The sequence below is a fragment of the Paraburkholderia sp. GAS33 genome (genome assembly GCF_050436645.1).
Classification (GTDB): domain Bacteria; phylum Pseudomonadota; class Gammaproteobacteria; order Burkholderiales; family Burkholderiaceae; genus Paraburkholderia; species Paraburkholderia phenazinium_B.
In genome coordinates this window covers 596,653-618,388 of sequence record NZ_JBNDMP010000004.1, presented here as the reverse complement: position 1 = coordinate 618,388, position 21,736 = coordinate 596,653, and the positions used below count along the sequence as shown (strand labels likewise).

Annotated in this window: 20 protein-coding genes; 15 read left to right on the top strand and 5 right to left on the bottom strand. The window is 61.2% G+C overall.

Annotated features, from left to right (window positions below; all coding sequences use genetic code 11):
* The first annotated feature begins 36 nt into the window (after positions 1–36).
* The 3 genes from P3T24_RS16290 to P3T24_RS16280 all read left to right on the top strand — a co-directional run bounded on the left by P3T24_RS16290 (position 37) and on the right by P3T24_RS16280 (position 1,903).
* Positions 37–453 (top strand): organic hydroperoxide resistance protein, encoded by a 417-nt coding sequence (locus P3T24_RS16290; RefSeq protein ID WP_429436082.1) that lies wholly within the window; start codon positions 37–39, stop codon positions 451–453.
* A gap of 166 nt (positions 454–619) precedes the next feature.
* Entirely contained in the window at positions 620–1,432 is an 813-nt protein-coding gene (locus tag P3T24_RS16285) for a GNAT family N-acetyltransferase (RefSeq protein WP_429436079.1), read from the top strand.
* Between the two features lie 69 nt (positions 1,433–1,501).
* On the top strand, positions 1,502–1,903 hold the full coding sequence (locus tag P3T24_RS16280; protein WP_429436076.1) for a hypothetical protein: 402 nt from the start codon (positions 1,502–1,504) through the stop codon (positions 1,901–1,903).
* A 255-nt stretch (positions 1,904–2,158) separates the two neighbouring features.
* Here the strand turns inward: P3T24_RS16280 and P3T24_RS16275 are convergent, their stop codons facing one another.
* Together P3T24_RS16275 and P3T24_RS16270 are read right to left on the bottom strand one after the other, a co-directional pair.
* On the bottom strand, positions 2,159–3,388 hold the full coding sequence (locus P3T24_RS16275; RefSeq protein WP_429436073.1) for an MFS transporter: 1,230 nt from the start codon (positions 3,386–3,388) through the stop codon (positions 2,159–2,161).
* A 202-nt stretch (positions 3,389–3,590) separates the two neighbouring features.
* Positions 3,591–4,538: a LysR substrate-binding domain-containing protein gene (locus P3T24_RS16270; protein ID WP_429436070.1), complete on the bottom strand. Its 948-nt coding sequence runs from the start codon at positions 4,536–4,538 to the stop codon at positions 3,591–3,593.
* A gap of 115 nt (positions 4,539–4,653) precedes the next feature.
* On the opposite strand from P3T24_RS16270, the gene P3T24_RS16265 reads away from it, so the two are divergent.
* Complete coding sequence (locus P3T24_RS16265; protein ID WP_429436067.1) at positions 4,654–5,661, top strand: alpha/beta hydrolase family protein; 1,008 nt, start codon at positions 4,654–4,656, stop codon at positions 5,659–5,661.
* Between the two features lie 65 nt (positions 5,662–5,726).
* Here P3T24_RS16265 and P3T24_RS16260 read toward each other — a convergent pair whose 3' ends face one another.
* A complete protein-coding gene (locus tag P3T24_RS16260; RefSeq protein ID WP_429436064.1) occupies positions 5,727–6,161 on the bottom strand; it encodes a GNAT family N-acetyltransferase in 435 nt (144 codons plus the stop codon).
* Between the two features lie 180 nt (positions 6,162–6,341).
* Here P3T24_RS16260 and P3T24_RS16255 point away from each other — a divergent pair, with 180 nt between their 5' ends.
* Positions 6,342–8,180 carry an FAD-binding oxidoreductase gene (locus P3T24_RS16255; RefSeq protein ID WP_429436062.1) on the top strand — a complete coding sequence of 613 codons (1,839 nt, stop codon included), beginning with the start codon at positions 6,342–6,344 and terminating at the stop codon, positions 8,178–8,180.
* A 44-nt stretch (positions 8,181–8,224) separates the two neighbouring features.
* On the opposite strand, the gene P3T24_RS16250 is transcribed toward P3T24_RS16255, so the two are convergent.
* Positions 8,225–8,485 (bottom strand): hypothetical protein, encoded by a 261-nt coding sequence (locus P3T24_RS16250; protein ID WP_429436059.1) that lies wholly within the window; start codon positions 8,483–8,485, stop codon positions 8,225–8,227.
* 312 nt (positions 8,486–8,797) lie between these two features.
* On the opposite strand from P3T24_RS16250, the gene P3T24_RS16245 reads away from it, so the two are divergent.
* Positions 8,798–10,036: a serine hydrolase domain-containing protein gene (locus P3T24_RS16245; RefSeq protein WP_429436056.1), complete on the top strand. Its 1,239-nt coding sequence runs from the start codon at positions 8,798–8,800 to the stop codon at positions 10,034–10,036.
* A 26-nt stretch (positions 10,037–10,062) separates the two neighbouring features.
* On the opposite strand, the gene P3T24_RS16240 is transcribed toward P3T24_RS16245, so the two are convergent.
* A complete protein-coding gene (locus tag P3T24_RS16240) occupies positions 10,063–10,938 on the bottom strand; it encodes a LysR family transcriptional regulator (RefSeq protein WP_429436054.1) in 876 nt (291 codons plus the stop codon).
* Positions 10,939–11,089: 151 nt separating this feature from the next.
* Between P3T24_RS16240 and P3T24_RS16235 the strand changes: the two genes are divergently transcribed.
* From P3T24_RS16235 to dsdA, 9 genes are all read left to right on the top strand, one after another.
* Entirely contained in the window at positions 11,090–12,121 is a 1,032-nt protein-coding gene (locus tag P3T24_RS16235; RefSeq protein WP_429436052.1) for an NAD(P)H-quinone oxidoreductase, read from the top strand.
* Positions 12,122–12,325: 204 nt separating this feature from the next.
* On the top strand, positions 12,326–12,826 hold the full coding sequence (locus P3T24_RS16230; protein ID WP_429436049.1) for a DoxX family protein: 501 nt from the start codon (positions 12,326–12,328) through the stop codon (positions 12,824–12,826).
* 119 nt (positions 12,827–12,945) lie between these two features.
* Positions 12,946–13,872 (top strand): LysR substrate-binding domain-containing protein, encoded by a 927-nt coding sequence (locus P3T24_RS16225; protein WP_429436047.1) that lies wholly within the window; start codon positions 12,946–12,948, stop codon positions 13,870–13,872.
* A gap of 119 nt (positions 13,873–13,991) precedes the next feature.
* Complete coding sequence (locus tag P3T24_RS16220; protein WP_429436045.1) at positions 13,992–14,759, top strand: SDR family NAD(P)-dependent oxidoreductase; 768 nt, start codon at positions 13,992–13,994, stop codon at positions 14,757–14,759.
* Positions 14,760–14,994: 235 nt separating this feature from the next.
* On the top strand, positions 14,995–16,143 hold the full coding sequence (locus P3T24_RS16215) for an aspartyl protease family protein (protein WP_429436042.1): 1,149 nt from the start codon (positions 14,995–14,997) through the stop codon (positions 16,141–16,143).
* A 243-nt stretch (positions 16,144–16,386) separates the two neighbouring features.
* Positions 16,387–17,637 (top strand): MFS transporter, encoded by a 1,251-nt coding sequence (locus P3T24_RS16210; protein ID WP_429436040.1) that lies wholly within the window; start codon positions 16,387–16,389, stop codon positions 17,635–17,637.
* A 70-nt stretch (positions 17,638–17,707) separates the two neighbouring features.
* Positions 17,708–18,625, top strand: a complete 918-nt coding sequence (locus tag P3T24_RS16205; RefSeq protein ID WP_429436038.1) for a LysR family transcriptional regulator — start codon at positions 17,708–17,710, stop codon at positions 18,623–18,625.
* Positions 18,626–18,751: 126 nt separating this feature from the next.
* Positions 18,752–20,281: an amidase gene (locus tag P3T24_RS16200; RefSeq protein ID WP_429436036.1), complete on the top strand. Its 1,530-nt coding sequence runs from the start codon at positions 18,752–18,754 to the stop codon at positions 20,279–20,281.
* A gap of 34 nt (positions 20,282–20,315) precedes the next feature.
* Positions 20,316–21,704, top strand: coding sequence for a D-serine ammonia-lyase (gene dsdA / locus P3T24_RS16195; RefSeq protein WP_429436033.1), 1,389 nt, complete (start codon positions 20,316–20,318; stop codon positions 21,702–21,704).
* Positions 21,705–21,736 lie beyond the last annotated feature (32 nt).

Here is a 21,736-nt window from a genome sequence, read left to right as displayed (position 1 = left end):
CCGTAGATCCAAACGTAAACCGAGGAAATAACCATCATGACCCAGCTCAAGAAAGTGCTTTACACAGGAAAAACCCATACTGCCGGTGGCCGGGACGGAGCGTCCCGCAGTTCCGACGGCCGGCTCGACGTCAAACTATCGGCGCCCGGTTCATCCGGCACCGGCACGAATCCGGAACAGCTGTTTGCGGCAGGCTGGTCTGCCTGTTTCATCGGCGCGATGCGACGCGCAGCTGCCAGCATGAAGATTGCGCTGCCGGCAGACACCGCCGTCGATGCAGAGGTGGACCTGTGTGTAACTGACGACGCTTACTCCTTGCAGGCTCGTCTGAACGTCAGCCTGCCGGGCGTGGAGCGTGAAGTTGCCGAAGCATTGGCGAATGCGGCACACCAGATCTGCCCATACTCCAAGGCCACACGCGGCAACATCGACGTCGTGATCAACGTGGCCTAGGTCGGCCCAGATTCGGCCAGTCGACACGGGGAAGTGGATCGCAGACAATCGCAACCAGAGGCCGGGGCCTATGACGCCTCCGGCCGGTTGCGATCCGCCTTGACCGAAAGTCAACGCGCATAAAAGCAAAAAGACCGACCGATGCTCATTACTTACGATACTTGAAATGCGCCATTTCCCCGACAACCTGGGTCTCGCTACCGATCTGTTGCTGCACGCAGAGACCGGGATCGTCGAGTCGCGGGATGACTACATCGTCGTCCGCACCCCCGATGCACCCGAATACTTTTTCGGCAATATGCTCGTCTTGCCGCGGCAACCCGCGGGAAGTGACCTGAAACGGTTGGAGCATGACTTTGCCCACCTCGTCGGCAAACCGCCTTCGATTGCACACCGCACGTTTACGTGGCCGGAGAGCGTCGACAGCGTCGTCACCCTCGACGCATTCGTCGAGCAAGGCTATGACGCGACGGTCTGTCGTGTGCTGGCGGCGCATCCTGATGACCTGCGTCCGGTCGCGACAAGCGCGCTGGTTGAAGTGCGCCCGTTTGCCGTCCAGCAGGATTGGGACGACTGGTCCCGAATGCAACTCGCCGACATGCCCAATCCCGAGGAGATCACTTCACAACGTTACATGGCGCATCAACAGACGGCCTACAAAACGCTGATCGACCGCGGTCTGGGAAACTGGTGGGGAGCTTTTATTGGTGACGAACAAGTCGGAAGTCTGGGCTTGTTTTTTCTGGACGGGATCGCGCGTTTTCAGTCAGTGATCACCGCGCCTCAACATCGAAACCGGAATGTCTGCAAGTCCCTGATGGCCGAGGTTATCCGGCGCACCGCTGGACGATCGCACCAGTTTGTTATTGTTGCAGATGAGGCTTACCACGCGGGCGAAATATACGAGGCAATGGGTTTTCAGCGACAAGGGCGCGTCGCCAGTTTGTGTCAGGAGCCGCGTAACATAACTGAGCGCTGAGCGCATACAGAACGGTCTAATCTCCTGAGAAATGCCCTCGGGGTTCTCACACATACGCAGGGACACATCATGTCAAGCGAGTGGACGCGCCGCGCCAAGCTGTTTATCCAGCGTTTCTGGCAACCTACCAGCGCATGTATGACCTGCATGCCGGGGAGTTGGGGCAACGTCATGAGCCTTGGCCACTGGACGATTGCATTCCACACCGGTCTGCTCACGGGTCTTCTCGCTGTGCTGCTCACGTTCACACCTGCTGCGAAGCTTTACACGAATCGGTATGGCAATGCGCTTATCGTGGGAGTCCTGACCATGTTAGGCGACGTCTACTCACACACGAGTCATTATCGTATTCCCTACCTCGAACACATCATGACGGGAGTGATTTCAGGCCTGCTGACACTCGTCGCTTCATATCTCTTCGAAGATCGTGCGCGACGCATTCGGACAGCATGGGGACGTGTTTTCGGGTAGTTCGCGGCCCGACGGGTCGCCCGCAGTCTTGGCGTTGACCACCGCCGAACTCCGGTTGGCGTCTATCACCTCATCCGCAAAACGCGCTTCCTGTTAGAAGCGAGAAGAGCGCGGCGGGCGTAAGGTAGCCCACGAAGCACACTGCCACGATCGCCAGCCCAAGGAGTGCGGCCACGCTTGCGATCAGAGCCTTCCGAAGAGGTTTCGGCGAGTTCATCAAAGCTCTCGTGATGATCCTTAGGCCCCCCATACTTCTCACACCGGCTGCGCAAGCGGCCTGGCGAGACGATCGACTCGTTCATCGTTAATTGGCAAGTGCAAGAGGCCCGCGATGACGCCAAGCGTGATCGCCCCATACCAAAGCAGATCGTAGGCGTGGGTCGCGTCGTACACGATGCCGCCGAGCCAGACACCGAGAAAGCTCCCCAACTGATGTCCGAAGAACACAAAGCCGAACAGCGTTGCGATATAACGCACTCCGAAGACCTGCGATACGAGGCTGTTTGTCAGCGGCACCGTGCCGAGCCAGATCAGGCCCATCACGAACGAGAATGCGTAGACGCTTGCCGGCGTGAGGGGCGCGAAAAAGAACGCCGCCATCGCCGCGGACCGGATGAAGTAGATCGCCGAGAGCACGTACTTCCGGCGCATGAAGTCGCCGACATATCCGCACACGTACGTGCCGATCACGTTGGCAAGCGCGATCAGGGCTAGCGCTGCGCTCGCATTGCGTGCGCTCAGGCCTTTGTCCAGCAGATACGCCGGCATGTGCGCGGCGATGAATGCGAGCTGGAAACCGCATGCCAGAAAGCCGAAGTTCAACAGCCAGAATCCTCGATGCGAGAGCGCTTCGCGAATCGCCGCGCCCATCGATTGCGCGGACGCGTCGCCGGGGACATGGCGCACGGGGCGATCGCGCAACCAGGCCGAGAGCGGCGCGAGCAGGACCATCACCGTGGCCAGCACGACGAGCGTCGAAACCCAGCCGATGCCGCTCATCAGGTTTTGCACGAACGGCACGGTGCAGAACTGGCCAAGGCCGCCGATCGCGCCCGTGACGCCGAGTGCCCAACTGCGATGCCCGGCGGGAAAGATCCGCGAGAGCGCGCCGTACACAGCGCCGAATGCGGAGCCCGAGAGTCCGACGCCGACCAGCACGCCGGTGCCGAGCGTATAGATGCCAGGAGTACCTGCATACGCCATGACGAGGAGGCCGAGCGCATAGACAAGCATGCCGGCGAGTATCACCCGGGCGGAACCGAAGCGGTCGGCGATCATCCCCGCGAACGGCTGCGCGATGCCCCAGAGCAGATTCTGCAGCGCTAGCGCCAGACCGAACGTTTCGCGCGACCAGCCGTGGTCGATCGTGACCGGTGTCAGGAAGAGCCCCTGCACGTGCCGCACGCCCAAAGCGGCGCCCATTACAACGCCGCCGGCAATCACTGGTTGCCAGCGGTTTCGCCAGATGTCCTGTTGTCCGCTCACTGCCGCTCCTCCGCGTAGTGTGGGTGGCGCGCTTGCTGCTCATCGCGCCTTCGCTGCGGGCGCCGCACGGCGCGGCCCCACGTGACGTTTGCGGATGTCACGCGTCCGCATACCATGCAGGGCATTAAATGCCGGCGAGCGGCGCGCTTCAATCAATGTTTTGGACGCGTTCGCATGCATGCCATGCATGCGAGAGGAAACGCTACACGCCGGTCTGTGCCGCCAGCGCCTCCTTGACCACTGCCTCCACGGCGCGGGCCTCCGACCGGATCCACTCGACGACGTCGAGCACGTCCTGACGCGGTTGTGTCTCAGCCTGATAGAGCCAATAACCGTACGTACTCGTGCGCACGGCGGCGCCCTCGGCAAGCGCGACGAGCCGTCCGTCGGCGAGGAGCGGCTCGATCAGCGCGATGCGGCCCAGCGCGATGCCCTGGCCGGCAAGCGCCGCGGCGATGACCTGGTCATACTGGTTGAAACGGAGCATTCTGACCGGCTGCGCGTGGGCGAGTCCCATTGCGGCGAGCTGATCGGACCACCGCAGGAGCGGCCTGCGCGGCCCCTCGAATTCGAGCAGCGCCTGAGGCCCCAGTAACGCGGCCTCGTCGAGCCGTACGAGCCCGAGCGAGGGATGCGCGACGGGCACGACGGCCTCCTCGAAGAGGCGCACGGCGCCCGGAGGCGCATTCGTGGCCGGGCAATAGCGGATGCCGAGATCGATCCCTTCGGCGCGCAAATCGACGTTTCTGTCGATCGCCGCCATACGCAGGTCGACATTCGGGTAACGTCTTTGGAATCCGTTGATCCGCGGTAGTAGCCAGAGGCCCGTCACGCCGATACTGGCGGTGATCGTCACGGGCAGCCCTTCCTGAGCGTGGCCCAGGACTTCGAAGACTTCCTGCAATTGCTGGACGGCGGCATCGGCGGTGCGAAAGAGGCGTTCGCCTTCGGGCGTGAAGGAAATCGACCGGTAGCCGCGCTGAAACAGCACGAAGCCGAGCCAATCCTCGAGCGCGCGAACCTGGCGGCTCAACGCCGACTGCGTGAGGCACAGGTCCTGTGCGGCGAGCGTGATGCTCATGCGGCGGCCGACCGCGACAAAGCCGCGAATCAGGTCGAGCGGCGCGAGTTTGACAAGCGGTACTGGCATGCATGCACCTCATGCGAAAGATGCGAGAAGGTTGGTTGAGCCGGGCGCATGAGTCAAGTGGAATGTGGATGTACACGAATTCGGGCAATCGGAAATCGACTCATCTGGAGATACGATGCAGGACACGAAAACCACCGCACTCGAACCTGAGGCAATCGCGCTCGTTGCCGCGGACGGCTGCCCGATTCGCGGCTTCGTCTGGCGTCATGGCGAACGCCATGCTGGCGACTGCGGCGTCGTGCACGAATCCAACGCAGGCGTGCGGCCGGTGGTGATCGTCAACGCGGCGACCTCAGTGCGTTGCCGTTACTACTTCCGGTTCGCGGCATTCCTCTTCAGCCACGGTTACGACGCGATTGTCTACGACTACCGCGGCATCGGCGAGTCGCGGCCGCGGTCGCTACGCGGCTTTAGCGCGTCGTGGCTTGACTGGGGGCAGCTCGATTTCGAGGCGGTGTTGCAATACGCGGCGCGCGAATTTCCGGGCCAACCGGTTGACGTCGTCGCGCACAGCGTCGGTGGTGTCGTCGTCGGGCTCGCGCCGTCGAACGAGATGATCCGGCGGGTCGTCACGATGGGCGCGCAGTACGCACATTGGCGCGACTACGCGCCGGGCCGCAAGCTCGCGATGCTGTGGCGCTGGCATGTGCTGATGCCGGTTCTCGCGATACTCGCCGGCTATGTGCCGGCCAGGCGTCTCGGCTGGATGGAGGACACCCCCAAGGGCGTAGCTTTATCGTGGAGCTGCAGCAAGGCGCGTTTCGAAGACACTTTCAGGCGCGGGGCGTTCGCCCTCGGCGAGGCAGAACGCGCGCGGCTTGTCGCACAGTTCTCGGCGGTGCATGCACCGATCCTCGCGATTAGCGTTACCGACGACGAGTTCGGCACCGTGCCCGCAATTGAAAGGCTGCTTCGCTATTTCACGGGCAGTGCGCTCACGCATCTGCGCATTGCGCCGAGGCAGATCGGGCAGCCGGCGATCGGGCATTTCGCGTTTTTTCACAGCCGCTTTGAAGACAGCCTCTGGCCGATTGCGCTCGCGTGGTTGAAGTTGGGGGCGTTGCGGGAGGGAGGGCCGGGCAGCGTCGTATTTCGGTGCGCTGGGAGTTCGACGCACTGCTAAGGGCAGGGAAGTCCTTCTTGAACGCAGATACGTCGTAGTCGAAGCGGTTCAATATCAGAATCCACCTAGCTGGCCGAATAAATATTCGGCCGATGCACCTCCATGTACTTCTCCGGATGCGCAAGCTTGTCAAACCCATACCGGCGATACAGACCGTGTGCATTCGAAGTCACAAGCACGATGCGTCGGAGTCCCTGCAGCACGTCCGAATCGACGACGTGCTGCATCAATAACGCCGCATAGCCGCGCGACTGGAATTCGGGCAGCACGAACACGTCACAGAGATAGCCGAACGTGACGAAGTCGGTGATGACGCGCGCAAAACCAACCTGCCGTTTGCCGAGATAGGCGCCAAAGCACAACGAACCTTCGATTGCCCGCTCGACGGTATGCCGCGCGATGCCGATCGACCACGGCGCCTGGTCATGGAGGAATGCATGAATCATGTCGAGATCAAGTTCATGCTTGTTTGTCGAGATGTGCAGTACGTCGGTGTCCACGGCTACCTCAGATTTTCTCGCGATCGATTCGCGATCGTAACGTCTAGCTCCGTCCTGTTGCAAGACGTACGTGTTTGAGGTGCTTGATCGCTCGCCGGCTAACAGCCGAGGGTGAGTTAGTATTCGAAAATTGCGGCTATTCCTCACCATTTCGAATCACCCTATCGTGGAGGAGAGACGATGCGTGGATTCAGTCGACGGGACCTGTTGAAGATCGCGGCAAGCGCCGCTGCCACCGCGGCCGTTCCCGCACTGACGGCATGCGCGACCAACGCCGGAGCCGCTGGGGATAGAGCGATGCGGCGCCGCCGCCCGTCGGATGCGGACTGGCCCACGGAGAGCGATTGGGCCGCGCTCAATGATCGAGTCGGCGGCCGGCTGAGCCGGTTGTCGGCGCCGCTCTCCGTCTGCCAGCAGGCGCCCGACGGTACGACTTGCCAGGGACTGCTTCACGAACTGAAGAACCCGTACTACCTCGGCGATGAACCGGCGCTGACGCAGACATCGGGCTGGGTAGACGCGTGGATGTCCACGCCGAGCGCCTATGCTGTCGCGGCCAGCGATTCGCGGGACATTTCCGAAGCGATCAGTTTCGCTCGCGAGCGCAACCTGCGGCTGGTGATCAAAGGTGGTGGACACAGCTATCAGGGGACATCCAATTCGCCCGACTCGCTGTTGATCTGGACGCGGCACATGCGTGCAATCGAAATGCATGACGGATTTACCCCTCAAGGCGGAGAGGGCCGGCAAGCAGCTCGGCCAGCAGTCACCGTGGGAGCAGGGGCCATCTGGATGCACGTCTACGATGCGGTGACCACACGCGGTGGCCGATACGTTCAAGGGGGAGGCTGCGCGACGGTCGGCGTCGCCGGACTTGTCCTGGGCGGTGGTTTTGGAAGTTTCTCAAAACGCTACGGGAGCGCCGCCGGATCGCTGCTGCAGGCGGAAGTGGTGACGGCCGACGGCGCCGTCCGCGTCGTCAACGCTTATCGGGAACCGGACCTGTTCTGGGCGCTGAAAGGCGGGGGCGGCGGAAGTTTTGTTGCTGTCGCGAGTGTGACGCTCGAAACCCATCCGTTGCCCGAGTACTTCGGCGTGGTCTTTGCAAACATCAACACGCACTCGCCGGAGGCGTTCCGGCAACTGATTGCGAGGTTCGTTGCTTTCTACGCACAGACTCTCCTGAACGAGCATTGGGGCGAAACGGTGTCGCTACGCGCAGATGGCACTTTGCGAATCTCCATGATGTTTCAGGGGCTGAGCCGCGATCAGGCGGCGGCCATGTGGCAGCCATTCTTCGACTGGGTATCCAGCGCCGCCTCGGGATGTTCATTGGCTTCCTCGCCGCAGATCCTCGCCGCGCCGGCACAGCGGCTATGGGATCCCGCCTACATCATGCAGCACGTGCCCGGCGCGATGATGACCGACGACAGGCCCGGTGCCACCGCCGGCGATGTGTTCTGGTCTGCGAATCAGGGCGAGGCGGGACAGTTTATCTATGGCTACGAATCCGCGTGGCTGCCGGTATCGTTGCTGACACAGTCCGCGCAAGCCCAACTCGTGGATATGCTGTTCGAAATCACCCGTCACTGGTCGATCGGTTTGCACTTCAACAAGGGACTTGGCGGCGGATCTCCTGAGGCACGTCAGCGGACAGCGGAGACCGCCATGAACCCGGCCGTGCTCGACGCCTTTGCGCTCGCGATTATCGCGGGCGAAGCCGCTCCCGCGTTCAGGGGCATGCCTGGGGATGGTCCCGATCTCGCACGGGCCCGGCAGGCCTCGGTGAGGATCCGTGAGGCGGCAGACGTGCTACGGCGCGCGGTACCGAATGCAGGTGCCTACATTTCAGAAAGCAGCTTTTTTCAATCCGACTGGCAACATGCGTACTGGGGAACGCATTACGACCGGCTCCGCGAGGTGAAGCACCGATACGATCCCGATGGCCTGTTCTTCATTCACCGAGGCGTGAATTCCGACGCGTGGAGCGCGGACGGCTTCACGCGGCTGGCGACGTGAACATCAGCGTGGCCGTGCAGCTGCCGCGCGAGTAACCCACAACATCAGTGACGGACGTAAATCGAATTCAGACCTACGTCAGCGGCGGGATTGAATCCAGCATCGGAAAGTGTGCTTGAGTGCGAGCCAACGGGATCGCTCAGCGTGCTGCTGTGGTCCTGCACTGCCGCGGAATCCGGACCGGCAGCCTCGTACGCGACCATCTCAACCTGGGTTTCATCGACCTGCATGACCGATTGCGCAAACGCCGCTGTGGGCAAGACGAATATAGCGGCAAGCAGTGCGGAGCGAAAAAGTGTGTTCATGGCAATTCTCCTGAGAGTTATCGAGCTTCGTTGCGGGGCAGAGGACGTGACCCATGAAAGCGATGGTAGGCAGGGAGAATTAGGTCAAAATGAGCGCGGCGCGCCGCTATGTTTTGGCCAGGAGTTTTTTCCAGGAAGTCCCTCATCTTGACGACATAGCCGTGCCTGGCAGTTCGCAATATCTGGGAATTTTTTCAGGGCGGTTTGCCGACGGAAACTGGCGCCATCCGCCGTTTAACGGGAGCGTAGGAGATGACTATCGTCATCTTCTGTCTAAACGTCGCAACCGTTAAACGAGAAAGGGACTGGACAATGCTACAAGGCGTCAAGGTAACCATAGGCTGCATTCTGGCGTTGACGTGCGCAGTGGCTCAGTCGGACGCGGTGTTCTCCGACACCGGATATGCTGCTGACGCTTACGGTGCCGCAGACCACTATCCCGTGCCCGCACCGGGGCAGTCGAGAACACAAAGGCAGTTTGTCGGCTACTACAGTCACTTTGACGAAGTTCATCCAGCTGATCCGATTGCCAGGGCCGGTGCTCCGTCCACACTCAAAACCTCCGCACACGAACTCACCCTGAACTATCCGTACGGAGGTCAGTACCGCAACATTAACGATTATCTCGATCGCAACCCGGTGACCGGCCTGCTGATCGCGCGCGACGACACCATTCTTTACGAGCACTATCGCTACGCCCGTACGGACGCCGACCGGTTCATGTCGCAGTCTATGGCGAAGACTTTCGTCGGAATGCTGATTGGTATCGCCATATCGGAAGGCGCGATTCACTCGATTGACGATCTCGCGGATGCCTATGTGCCGGAGTTGGCTAACAATGCTTATGGGCAAACTTCAATTCGCGATTTGCTGCATATGTCTTCCGGTGTCCATTTCTTTGAAGACAGCAATCCCGGCGACGATCGCGACAAGCTAGGTCATGACCTTTTGAGCACGCACGGCGTAGGGGCAATCGAAGCCGTCAAGCGCTTCGACAAACGCGAGCGCGCACCTGGCACGCATTTCAGCTACGCAAGTATCGAAACGGAAGTGCTGGGCCTGGTTTTGAGCCACGCAACGCATATGTCCGTGGCTCAGTACGCGAGTGAGCGCATCTGGAAGACGATGGGCATGGAGTCGGATGCGTCATGGGGGCGCGATCCAACCGGACAGGACATTACCTACTGCTGCGTAAGCGCGACGCTGCGCGATTGGGCGCGGCTGGGTCTGATGCTCGCGCACGACGGCGCGTGGAACGGCAAGCAGATCGTCCCGCGCGACTGGCTTTTACAGGCAACGACGGTCGAGTCATCGTCGAGCTTTCTCGCGCCGGGAATAGCCAATCCGATCTTCGGCTATGGATATCAGGTTTGGATACTTCCGGGTGAGCGGCGCATGTTCGCATTACAAGGCATGGATGGCCAACGAATCATTGTCGATCCGCGTTCGAAACTCGTACTTGTGCAAACGGCGGTATGGACCAGCGATCACGATCCAGGCATGCGGGAAATCTACGCCTTGTGGTACTCGCTCGTCGCGCAATATGGATGAGTGCGGGCCACACCGTCGACCTGGTGTTAGTTCGCGCGATCTTCGAACACGGAAACAATACCGTCAATCATTGCCGCAATGCGCGCGGTATGCCGAAGGTCCTGATGCGTGACGAGCCAGATTTCATAGACGGCCCCACGTGCGGGTTCAGGCCATATCTGCACGAGGCCGTCGTGTTCAGCCAGATGTATCGGAAGCTCACCGATGCCGATGCCGGCCTTTACCGCGGTACGCAGCATGAGGCTGGAATTGAAGGTCGATACGGTGCGCCCCGCGTGTATCGGTTCGCCGGCAAGCGTTGGCGATCGATTGCCGGTCCAGTTGCCCTGATAGACGACGAGATCGTGGCCCGCAAATGCAGAGCCAGGGACGGGCTTGCCGTGCTGCTGGAGATAAGCATTCGATGCAAAGAGCGCCATGGGCCAGCGAGCCAGGCGCCGCGCGACAAGATCGGGATTGTCCGGCCGCACTGAGCGGACCGCGATATCCGCTTCACGCTTTGCCAGATTCAGCATGCGCGTCGACGTGTCCAGCAGGACGCGCACTTCGGGATGCGCAGCATGCAGGCGTTCGATGGCGGGCAGCAAAAATTCGAGCGCGATCGAGTCGGTACTGGTGACCCTGACGTCCCCCGCAAGCCGTGTGTCCGTGCCTTGAGTTCGTCTGATGAGTTCGTTTGCGGAGTGTTCCATTTTCTCCGCTGATTTCAGCGCAGCCTCGCCCGCGGCGGTCAACGCGTAACCCTCGGAAGTGCGCAGAAAGAGCGTGGCACGCAGGGCGTGCTCCAGTGCCGCAATCCGTCTGCCGACCGTCGCCTGATCGAGATTGAGTGTCCTGGCTGCGCCACGGAGCGTTTTTTCGCGCTCCACCGCGAGAAACACTCGCGCGTCATCCCAGTTCATCGTGCCGCCCTCCTGATGCAAATTTGCATCTATCGACGTGAATAATGCTGCACATATGCAGCAATGTCGAGACCTATACTGAGCGCAAGAGTTTCTCGTTCAATGATCCTCCCGGATCAATCGAGCCTCATCTATAGAAGGAATGGTATTCATGTCTGCCTCAACTTATCGTGTGCCGTCGTCCATGACGGCCATTGAGATCAAACAGCCCGGTGGTCCCGAAGTCCTCGTGCCGACTACGCGTCCGGTGCCGATGCCGGACGCCGATCAGGTTCTGATCCGTATCCACGCAGCGGCGGTGAACGGCCCGGACGTCTTCCAGCGCAAAGGGCTGTATGATCCGCCCGCTGGGGCTTCGGACATTCCGGGGCTGGAAGTGGCCGGTCAAGTGGTTGCCGTCGGCTCCAACGTGTCCCGATTCCGGATCGGCGAACTCGTGTGTGCATTGATTCCTGGCGGCGGCTACGCGGAGTATGCAGTCGCGCACGCCGACAACGTGATGCATATCCCCAAAGGCCTGACGTTGGTGGAAGCGGGGGCCATGCCCGAAACGTTCATGACGGTATGGCTGAACCTGTTCCAGCGCGGCAAGCTGGTTGCCGGCGAATCGGTGTTGATCCATGGCGGCGCGTCGGGCATCGGTACCACGGCGACCATGCTGGCGAAGGCATTCGGCGCTGCGAAAATCATCACGACAGTGGGCTCGCAAGCGCATCGGGAGGCCAGCGTGGCGCTAGGCGCAGACCTCGCGATCAATTACCGCGAGGAAGATTTCGTCGCCGAAGCGAAGCGGCTTACCGATGGAAAAGGTGTCGACGTGATCCTCGACATCATCGCAGGCGACTACGTGGCCAGAAACTATGAAGCCGCAGCCATGGACGGAAGGATTCTGCAGGTGGGCGTGATCAAGGGGCCGGCAAAGAATCTCGACATCTTGCCGATGTTGACGAAACGTCTGACGCATATGGGGTCGACATTGCGATCACGCTCATCCGGGGACAAGGCGGCTATCGTCAAGGAACTGGAGCGGGAGGTCTGGCCGCACATTGAGAGCGGCAAGGTCAAGCCGGTTGTCTACAAGACCTTTGCGCTTGCCGACGCTCGCGGCGCTCATGAGTTGATCGATTCAGGCGCACACTTTGGAAAGATTGTCCTGACGACGGGCGCGGATCTTATTGGCTGAAGCCTGGCTTGCCGCATGCCATGTCTGAGGTGTCATCTGCAGACGGTAGCCACAGCGGACGCGACCGCGCGCCAGGAAAAAAATAGTCAGCCGCGCTGTAACCGCGCGTCCTTCTCCAACGAACTACAAAGAGAGCGCGGCGATGCAGTCCCTGGCTGCGTTGCCCGCTGTTCTTTGCTAACGTCCGTCCGGAGACCCTTGCGCATGAACACTGCACGACACCTGCTTCGTTTCACCGATCCCGCCCAGCTGACCCACCGCTGGGGTCTCGCGCGATGGACCCCGTTGCCACTACGGCTGATCACCGGTTACGGATTCATGGAACACGGCTACGCAAAAATCGTCAAGAACCCAGATGTGTTTGCCGGGATTTTGCATACGCTCGGCGTGCCGGCACCTCACTTCATGGCGTGGGCGACCATTCTCACTGAACTGGTCGGTGGCATTGCGGTCATGGTCGGCGCATTCGTGCCGCTCGTCAGTCTGCCAATGATCGCGGTGCTGATGGTGGCGACACTGACCGTGCATCTTCAGTACGGGTTCTCGTCGATCAAGCTGCTGGCCGTCACGTCAGCCGGTGCGCAGTTCGGGCCGCCTGGCTACGAGACCGATCTGCTTTATCTCGCGTGTCTTGCCGCTCTGGTGCTGGGCGGATCGGGACCGTTCGCCGTCGATGGCTGGCTTGCCCGTCGCGGGCGGAAATAGGGGAGGGTGATGGCAAGCGAGGGGCGAACGGAGCAGGCATCTCGCAACTGAAGACAGCGGGTACCGATGCTCGGTAGACTGTGCTCTTTTCTTGCAACAGTTTCCACGAGGGGGACCGCATGGACCGCATGACGGCGATGGAAACGTTCGTGACCGTGGTGGACGCGGGTTCATTTTCTGCCGCCGCTCGCCGGCTCAAGTTGGGCCAGCCGGCAGTCTCGAAGGCCATTGCGCAACTGGAAGAGCACCTCGGCGCGCGGCTTCTGCTGCGTTCGACACGAGGCCTGGCGCCGACCGATGCAGGGCAGCGATTCTACGAGCACGCTCGCCGTGCGATCGATGAAGCGGATCAGGCCGAACAGGTCGTGCGCGAATCGTCGGACGGTCTATCGGGGCGCTTGCGGATCAGTGCGGCCGTCACGTTCGCGCGACTGCATGTTCTGCCCGCGCTCAAGACCTTCCTCGACCAGCATCCGAAACTGAGTATCGACATCGTCCTCGACGACCGTTCTATCGATCTGCTCGAGCACGGCGTCGACGTGGCGCTCCGTATGGGAGCGCTCGACGATTCGACAATGACCGCGAAACGCCTCCTGCGAGGAAGGCGACTGGTGGTCGGGACGCCGCGCTACTTCGCGGAGGCCGGTATTCCCACGACACCGGCAGACCTGAGCCGGCACCAGGCGATTGTCTATTCGTTGCGCGGCGGCGGCGAGTCCTGGTCATTCCGCGGCAACGACGGTACCGAAGTCTCTGTAGCTGTGTCGGGGCGGGTCAGCGTGAGTGCCGCCGAGGGCATGCGCACGGCGGTGCTGGGGCACATGGGTCTCGCGGTCGCATCGGAATGGATGTTTTCCCCTGAGCTTGCCGACGGCACCGTGCAAGCCGTTCTCACCGAATGGACTTTACCGACCATCGACGTCTGGGCCGTCTTCCCGTCCGGCCGCATGGCGACAACGAAGGCGCGTGCCTTCGTCGCGTTCGTCGAGCACCTGCTGGGTGAGAACGGCGGCATTGAGACCCAGAAGGGCGTTCAGCGGCGATAACACCTATTCCTCGCAGATGACTACCCTGCCTCGCGACGGTGGCGGACGATACGCATCAACCAATGCATGAATGTGTTGGCACATATGCAGATCGTTCAAAACTCACTATCGAGGTAATCATGACTCAAGCTCTGAAAGGCAAACTGGCACTTGTGACCGGCGCTTCCCGTGGCATCGGCGCTGCCATCGCAACGCGTCTTGCGCGCGATGGCGCATCGGTCATCGTCCACTACGCGTCGAGCTCGGCGCGTGCAGAGGCCGTGGTCCAGGCGATTCGCGATGCAGGTGGCGACGCGGAAGCAGTCGGCGCCAATCTGGCGAAGCCCGAGGGTGTCACGGCGTTGATCAACTCGCTGAACGGCGTCTTCGGCGGCCGCTTCGAAGGCCGGCTCGACATCCTCGTCAATAATGCAGGTACCGTCGAATACGGACCGTTCCTCGACTCGTCAGAAACGTCGTATGACACGCATTTCAATCTGAACGTGCGCGCGCCGATCGAACTGGCGAAGGACGCCGCGCAGCGCATGATCAAGACCGGCTGGGGCCGCATTGTCAACGTGGGTTCGGCTTTCGGCGAGGCAGCGCCGCTGCCGGGCGTGACCCTTTATATCGCCTCGAAATTTGCCATTCGAGGCTTCACGCGTGGTCTTTCGCGTGAACTCGGGAAGTATGGCGTGACCGTCAATGCGGTTCAGCCCGGTCCGATCGACACCGAATTGGCTCCGCAACCCGGAACGGAAGACCACGCAACGATGACGAAGCTCGCGAGCGTGGGTCGCTTCGGCAAGCCCGAAGAAATTGCCGCGGCAGTCTCGTATCTGGCAAGTCCTGAAGCAGGCTACACCACCGGTGAAAGTCTGACGGTCGATGGGGGATGGATTGCCTGAGTAAGCCGGCAAGGCGCTTCCGCGAGCACGCTGTGCGCCTGCTGTCTCATCCTGGTCGTGCATGTCATGAGCGATTCGTTCAAATGGCAGCGTCACGACGCCAGCTAGTTCGACGAACGGCAACGATGCATTTTTCTGTCCGGTCGACTACAGTTGGCATTCGCTACGATCAGGGGAGAAAAACATGCGTCTCGCACGAAGGGGCTTTCTGGCGCTACTTTGGCTGTGCGGTACTGTGACCGGTTCCGCATCGGCCTCCGATGCTCCGCAATCCCAGGTATTCCCGCTTTCGATCGTCGACAATCGCCCCTTCATTGCCGTGCAGGTCGATGGCAAAGGGCCGTTCTCTTTCATCGTGGATACGGGTTCGTCCAGCTCGACCGTCAGTACCGCACTGGCGGCAAAGCTGAAGCTTGCGCCCACGAGCGCCGGCACCGGAACGGGCGCCGGCGAGCAGCAACTGTCTTTCAAGATCGTTCACCTTAACGATCTGGGCGTGGGTCCATTCTCGGTCGGCGCTCTGGATATCCCGGCAATGGACACGAGCCAGCTCAATCGTGTCATCGGATTTCAGCATTTCGACGGCGTGCTTGGGACGGAGATATTCCGGAAGTATGTTTTAACGTTAGATGCCGCCCGAGAGCAGGTGACCATCCAGGACGCGGATCGATTCAGGCCGGCGGCGGATGCGATACCGATCCCCTTTTCGCTCGACGAGAACGACATGCCCGTTGTGACAGCGTCGGTGGCAGGAATAACCGGGATGTTTCAGATCGATACGGGTGACCGGTTCAGCCTGACGCTGTTCGGCGCCTTCTGGCGCGCCTATCGATTGGACGGGCAAATGGGGACTACCGTCGAGGCGATGACCGGCTACGGCGGCGGAGGCCCGATCCGCGGCATCGTGGGGCGGCCGACGCGCTTTTCGATCGGCGATCTTGCCGTGCCGGCACCTGTTACGCGTTTGTCGCTTCAGAAGGCAGGTGCTTTCACCCGGGGTGATCGGGCAGGGAGCATCGGCATGGGAATCCTGAAGCGATTTACGGTCTCTTTCGATTACGGCCATCATGTGATGTGGCTCTCGAAGAGCACCGGGTTCGACGCTCCCGAGCCCTATGACCGGAGCGGCATGTGGTTAGGACTATCCGGACAGCGAGGGCTTCGCGTCATCGACGTGACGGCGAATGGACCGGCGGCACAGGCCGGCATCCACGCCGGTGACATCGTTATCAAAGTTGGCGCGCTTCCCGCTGAGGCGAGCACCTTGTTCAGGATACGAGCGCTGCTTCAGGAGCCGGGCAACGCGAGCGTTCCCATCCTCGTGAACCGGGCGAGCGGCGATCAACGAGTGCGTCTGGTACTTCAGGATCTGATCTCGCCGTAGCAACTGACAGCTGACAAAACCCCTCGATCAGAATTCGGCAAACGCCCGCGCGGTCGAGGCTGCATTGCAGCAACCCTGCTTTTTTGGCAAAGGAGGCGTCGGAATCTATCACTTGTTACCCCGTTTTTGAATCCATACGATCGGTTCGAACCGTCGGGAATGGCGTTGTCGTCACGATGCACGCCGCTTCAGGCCTGCCGCGCCCAGGCAGCCGCCCATCAGTGCTCTTACCGGATCTGGACAATGATTGCTGGAACTGAACCCCGCACCAAACGGACGCTGGTTTTTATCCTGCTCTATGTCGGCTACTGCATTTCTTACATAGACCGGTCGGCCGTATCGTTGTCGCTGGTACATATCGGTGGCGATTTCCATTTGAATCCGGCGCAACTCGGCGTGATCCTCAGTGCGTTCTATCTGAGCTATTCGATCATGCAGATTCCGGGCGGCTGGCTCGCCGACCGCTTCGGCAGCAAGGTCGTGGTGGTGGTGTCGATAGCGTTCTGGTCCTTGTTCACCGCGCTGACGGGCCTTGCGTGGTCTCTGGCGTCGCTGGTTGCGATCCGTTTTATCTTCGGTCTCGGTGAAGGCGGCTATCCGGCGTCGGCGGTCAAAGGCGTGGTCGAAGCGTATCCGCGCGCCGAACGCCCCAGGATGTCGTCGCTGCTGATTTCGTCCAACTACGTAGGCAGCTTTATTGCGCCCCTGGTCATTGCGCCGCTGATCCTGTATCTCGGCTGGCGTCATGCGTTCGTCGCGATTGGCGTCGCCGGTGTGGTGTTCGCGCTGGTCTATCTGGTATTCGTCAAGGCGCCTCGCATGAGTCGCGACGAGGCGACCGCGCAGGCGCTCCTGAACAGCGGCAAGGGTGGGAGGGGCGGCACCAGGGATCTGCTGAAGATGCCCTTGATGTGGAAGATATTGACGGTGTGGTTCGGTCTGAGCATCGTCAACAAGGGGCTTGACGCGTGGATGCCCGCGTATCTGCTGACCGCGCGCCACCTCGATCTGAAAGCGGTCGGAATGCTGACGCCACTGCCGTTCATCACCGCGAGTATCGCGACCGCCATCGGCGGCTGGGTCATGACCCGCTTCTTCGACGGACGCGAAAAGTATCTGATGATGAGTTGCTGCGCAATCACTGGCATGTTCCTGTACCTGATGTACACCGCGCAAACGGTGGCCGGCGTGATTACGTATCAGTCGATCGTCTACTTCTTCAAGTCGTTCGTGTTCGCCACTGCATTCGCACTGCCAACCAAGATTCTGCCGCAGCGCCTCGTCGGAACGGGTGTCGGGATGGTCAACTTTGGCGGACAGGTGGCCGGGTTCGTTGCGCCGCTCGTGATCGGCTTGCTGGTCTCGCACTATGACAGCTACGACGCTGCGTTCATGTTCCTGATTGCATCCACGGCGATGGCGACGCTGGTCAGTCTGACCATCAATGCGTCGAGAATCCGCGACGTGCAACTTGCGAACGAAGCGGAAGCCTGAGCACGGCGATAGCGCTGGCCCACAGTCTCCGGGCTATCATTGAGCGGTCGATCACTTGTCCCGCCGCCCAATGAACCCGCGCATCCTGCAAGAAGCCGCCGTCCGCTATTTCCTCGAAGTCGTCAATACCGGCTCGATCAGCGATGCCGCGGCCAAGCTGCACGTGGTGCCCTCAGCGGTCAGCCGTCAGATCAGCTGCCTCGAAAGCGAGCTGAACGCGACGCTGTTCGAGCGCCAGTCGCGTGGCATGGTGCCGAGCCGTGCAGGCGAATTGCTGGCTGCGTATGCGCGACGTTCGCTGCTTGACGCCGAGCACGTCAGCGCCGAACTGGACGCATTGCGCGCCGATACCGAGACCACCATCCGCATTGCCTGCACTGAAGGCTTCGCCACCGAATTCCTGCCGCGCGTGATGACGCAATTCCGTCGCGACCATCCGTCGGCGCGCTTCAACCTGGCGGTGGCGGCTGCATCGGTGGTCACGCGCCAGGTCCGCGAAGCCGAAGTCGATCTCGGCTTGACGTTTAGCCTCGGCCCGGCCCGCGATATCCACGTCAAGTATTCCCAACCTGCGCCGATGCTAGCCGTCGTCGCGCCCAGCCATGTGCTCGCGCGGCGCAGCGAAGTGTCGTTGCGCGAACTGTTCGAACATCCTCTCGCTTTGCCCGGACCGAATTCGACGCTGCGTCAGTTGCTGGACATCTATTGCAGCCGCGAGGGCATCAATTACAAGAGCGTGCTCGACAGCGAGACACTCGAAACGCTGCTCAATTTCTCGCTGTCCGGCGAGGTAGTTACGTTCTCCGGCGAACTGTTTCTGCGCAGCCGTCTCGCTCGCGGTCAACTGGTGGCGTTGCCTGTGCCCGAACTGCATGTCAGCGATCGCAATATTGAAGTGCAAACATTGGCCCGCCGCGATTTGCCCCCACTGATGGAAGCGTTCATCGCAACTGTTAAGGTATGGTTGCCGGCGCCTTCCGCGCAATAAACCGGCATACAGTCTGCTGTTGTCCAAAAGGGAAATCGCCTTTCTATATTCGTCAATAGCCGCGTACGCACGACTCGGCTACATTCATTCGCATCGTTCTTCAACGCAGCGAAAGGTAAGCGAACCGTGTCCCATACAGACGAGCTGGTGAGTCAAAGTGCAGTCGAATTGAAAAAACGTCTCGACGCCCGCGAGATATCGCCGGTTGAACTGCTCGACGCGTGTATCGAGCGCATCGAGACGCTGAATCCGAAGATCAATGCGTTCTCGGCGACCTGTTTCGACCGCGCGCGTGCCGAAGCGCGCGAGGCCGAACGCGATCTCGCGAATGGCAATCGCCAGGGCATTTTGCAAGGTCTGCCTATTGGCATTAAAGACCTCGAAGAAACCGCAGGCGTGCTGACCACGTACGGCTCGCCGCTGTTTCGCTCCAACGTCCCGTCAGAAGACAACACCCTGGTGCAACGCCTGCGTGGCGCAGGCGCGATTGTCGTCGGCAAGACCAATGTGCCGGAAATGGGCGCGGGCGCCAACAGCTTCAATCCGGTCTGGGGTGCGACCGGCAATCCGTTCAACCCGGAGCTGAATGCAGGGGGTTCGTCGGGCGGCTCGGCGGCGGCGCTGGCAGTCGATATGGTGCCGTTGTGCAGCGGCTCGGATACGGGCGGATCGCTGCGGATTCCGGCGGCGAAATGCGGCGTGGTCGGTCTGCGAACCTCGCCGGGGTTGGTGCCGAGCGAGCGCAAGCAACTCGGCTGGACGCCTCTTGCCGTAGTCGGTCCAATGGGGCGTGACGTCGCCGATACATGGCTGCAACTCGCCGCCACCGCCGGCGCATCCGGCACGGATCCGCTGAGTTACCCTTTCACGATGCCGCCGTCCATCGACAGCGCACGGCCCGCCGATCTGTCGCGACTGCGAGTCGGCTACACGGAAGACTTTGGCGTCTGCGAAGTGGACGACGAGATCCGCGCGGTATTTCGCAAGAAAATCGACGCACTGCGCAGCGCTTTTGCGGTCTGCGAGCCTGTCGAAGTGCAGATGAAAGACGCGCACGCCTGTTTCGACGTGCTGCGCGCGGAAGCCTTCGTCATGAGCTTGCAGAAAGCCTATGACAAAGATCCCGACCTGCTCGGGCCGAACCCGCGCGCGAACTATGAAATGGGCGCGAGCCTGAAGTTGAAAGACTGCGTGCGCGCACATAACGAACAGACGCTGATCTTCCGCGCATTCCAGAAGCTGTTTGATCGCTACGACGTGATCCTGTCGCCGACCACGCCGGTGTCGCCGTTTCCGTGGACGCAACCGTACCTCAAGTCGGTCAATGGCGTCGCGCTCGAAAATTACTACAGGTGGCTGTCGCTAACGTACGTGGTGACGCTCGCGACCAATCCGGCGCTATCGCTGCCGGTCGGCACAGATCATCGCGGCATGCCGTTCGGCCTGCAGATGATCGGCCGCTTTCGCGGCGACCTGGAATTGCTGCTCGCAGCGCATGCTGTCGAGGCGGTGTGCGAAGGCTCGCCCGAGCTGCGTCGTCCGAAGCCGGATTTGCAAGCGCTGTCCAAAACCCAGGTGGACTTGCGGGCGATCGTCACGCATCCGCCGGTGCTCGGCGCGTCCGCTGCTGCACATGGCGAGCGTCCTGCCGTTTGATTGCTCTGCGATACGATTGATTCCGACACCTGACATGACTGAAACGCTCTACGGCAAGCCGCTTTCGACGTGGCGAGCCGAATTCCCGCTGCTCGAACCTTTGATGCAACATCGACCAGTCGCGTGGTTCAATCCCGCCATTGCACCGCTGGCCGACGCGCTCGCCGACATCTCGCTGAACGCCGCTGACGTTCGCGATGCAAGCGATCGCCTGACGCGTTTCGCGCCGTTCATTGCCCAGGCGTTTCCCGATGTAGCGCCTGCGAACGGCATCATCGAATCGCCTTTGACGCCGGTTCCCGCCTTCGCGGACGCCGTACGCGCACGTTACGGCGTCTCGGAGCCGGTACGAATGCTGTTGAAGAAAGACAGCCATCTGCCGATTTCGGGCTCGATCAAGGCTCGCGGCGGCATCTATGAAGTGCTGTTCCATGCGGAAAAGCTCGCCCTCGCACAGGGTTTGCTGAAGCTCGACGACGACTACCGCGTACTCGCCGACGCGCCGTGTCAGGCGCTGTTCCGTGCGCACAAGATTGCGGTCGGATCGACAGGCAACCTCGGGATGTCGATCGGAATCGCCGCGGCGACGCTCGGCTTCGAGACTACAGTGCACATGTCTGCCGATGCACGGCAGTGGAAGAAAGACCGGCTGCGTGCGCATGGCGTCAACGTCGTCGAATACGCGGGCGATTACGGCGAAGCAGTCGAGAGCGGTCGCCGCCAGGCGGCCGCCGACCCTTCCTGTCATTTCATCGATGACGAGAATTCGACCACCTTGTTTCTCGGCTATGCGGTTGCGGGCGAACGCCTGAAACGCCAGCTCGAAGCGGCAGGCACGCGCGTCGACGCGGATCATCCGTTGTTTGTCTATCTACCGTGCGGTGTCGGTGGCGGCCCTGGTGGCGTTGCGTTTGGACTCAAGCTCGCATTCGGCGACGCCGTGCACTGCATTTTCGCGGAACCGACGCACTCGCCGTGCATGTTGATGGGGGTCTACACCGGTTTGCACGACCAGCTTGCAGTGCAGGACTTTGGCATCGATAACGTGACGGCCGCCGACGGCCTTGCGGTCGGCAGGCCATCGGGCTTTGTCGGACGGTCGATGCAACGGATGATCGACGGCTATTTCACCGTCGAAGACAGCGAGTTGCTGGCGCTGCTCTATCTGATGGCGAAGACCGAGGACATACGCCTGGAACCATCGGCACTGGCGGGCGCATCCGGATTCGCGCGCGTGCTCGCCGAGGTCGATGGCTATCACGCGCGCATCGGTCTCGACGCGACGCGAAGGGCGGCCGCTACGCATATCGTCTGGGCGACAGGCGGCGGCATGGTTCCGCGTGAGGAGATGGACAAGTACGTTGCGGAAGGTGAGCGACAACTGGGCAGCGCAGAACGCTGCGCAGTTGTCGCCAGAGCATGAATCGATTTTTGAACCCGCGACCTGTTCGCTAG